The 1,816-nt window shown below is 71.0% G+C and carries 1 protein-coding gene and 1 pseudogene; one reads left to right on the top strand and one right to left on the bottom strand.

The annotated features are described in order from the left end of the window. Positions 1–464: pseudogene (locus tag ACOJTC_RS05910) on the bottom strand (hypothetical protein); the annotation flags it as partial. 497 nt (positions 465–961) lie between these two features. Here ACOJTC_RS05910 and ACOJTC_RS05905 point away from each other — a divergent pair. After that, the coding region (locus ACOJTC_RS05905) for a non-reducing end alpha-L-arabinofuranosidase family hydrolase (protein WP_420116076.1) at positions 962–1,816 on the top strand (855 nt) is incomplete at its 3' end.

The raw sequence follows: 1,816 nt of genomic DNA, 5'->3' as shown, positions 1-1,816 counted from the left end.
AGGTAACGCCGTTCGGCGAGCTGGAAGCGGGCGTCGAAGACCACCTGGACGACCTCGCCGTCGCGCCACTGGGTCCGCACGTGGTAGACGGTGCCGTTGCGGGCGACCTGGCCGACCTGGGGGCGGCCGGTGCGGGCCACGGTGTGGACCGCCCCGTGCTCCGGGAATCCGGCCGGCGGCGCGCCACCGTGACCGGTGTCGCTCGCGCCGCCGAAGATCCAGGTGCAGCCGGACGGGTCGGCCGGGCGGCCGTGCACCATCGCCCAGTCCAGCTCGTGGCGGATCCTGGCCTGCTGGACGTGCACCAGGGCGGCGTAGCCGACCCCGCCGGCCAGCGCCAGCAGGGCGACGACCAGCAGCCCGACGGCCAGCCCGGTACGCGGCCGGGCGTGGGTCGCCCGCAGCCGGCGCATCCGGCCGGGGTCACCGCCGGCGCGTCGGCCAGCGGCGCTGGTCAGCGGCATCGTGCCGCCGCCCCGTCCCTGCGGATCCGACCTCGTCCGCCTGCCCGGCAACCGACCCGCATCCATCGAAGATGACACATCGCGCACCGGATCGGAAGGGATCACCGTCGCCTCCCGGATGCCGGGCCGGCCCGCCGTTCCCCGGGGCCGGGGACGCCGAGGGTGAACGTTAACACCCAGCCGGGAAGGTTGACCCGGCAACGGCTCGTGCCCGGTGGTGGCGAGGCGGCCGGATGCCCGGGGCGCAACTCTTGAACCACCCGAAACCCTCTGGTAACATCGCCGGATCTGAATGGATCCCCTGCCGGTTCGTTCGCCCCCACCAAACCGATCATGCACCCGTTCGACCCGTGCCGATCGATGTGAGCGTTAACACTCACCGGTCGGCTCCGTTTCGACACGGAGTGTCGGTCGGTCAGACCACCTGAGGCCCTCGGCGACCACGTCACCGGGGGCCGCCGCGCAGGGGCCACCCGTCCTTGAGAAGGAGCACCCCCATGCACCTCCCGGCTGAGCATCCCGGCCCGGCTCTGCGCCGTCCCGGCCGTCGGCGCTGGCTGCTGTCGGCGGCCACCGCGCTCGTGACCGCCCTGAGCGGCGGTGCCGTCGTCGCGGCCACCGCGACGGAAGCCGCCGCGGCCACGATCGACACCGGCGCGTCGTACGTGCTGGTCAACCGCAACAGCGGCAAGGCCCTCGACGTCTACAACCTGGCCACCACCGACGGGGCCCGGATCACCCAGTGGACCCGCAACGACGGCAGCCAGCAGCAGTGGCAGTTCGTCGACTCCGGCGGCGGCTACTACCGGCTGAAGTCGAAGCTGTCCGGCAAGGTGCTCGACGTCTCCGGCAAGTCGACCGCCGACGGCGGACCGATCGTGCAGTGGACCGACAACAACGGCACCAACCAGCAGTTCAGCATCCAGGACATCGACGGTTACATCCAGCTGATCAACCGCAACAGCGGTAAGGCCGTCGAGGTGCAGGGCGCGTCCACCGCCGATGGCGCCAACATCGTGCAGTACGCCGACTGGAACGGCACCAACCAGCAGTGGCAGCTCGTCAAGCTCGGTGGCACCACCCCGCCGCCCACGACCCCGCCGCCGAGCGGCAACTGCACGCTGCCGTCGTCGTACCGGTGGTCGTCGACGGGTCCGCTGGCCACCCCGAAGTCGGGTTGGGTGTCGCTGAAGGACTTCACGGTCGCGCCGTACAACGGCAAGCAGCTGGTGTACGCCACCACGCACATCAGCTCGACCACCGGCAACTGGGGCTCTATGAACTTCGGCCTGGTCGACAACCTGAGCCAGCTCGGCTCGGCCAGCCAGAACACGATGAACCAGGGCACGGTG

Source organism: Micromonospora sp., assembly GCF_048594385.1.
GTDB classification, from domain to species: domain Bacteria; phylum Actinomycetota; class Actinomycetes; order Mycobacteriales; family Micromonosporaceae; genus Micromonospora; species Micromonospora wenchangensis.
This window is presented reverse-complemented; position numbering and strand designations above follow the sequence as displayed.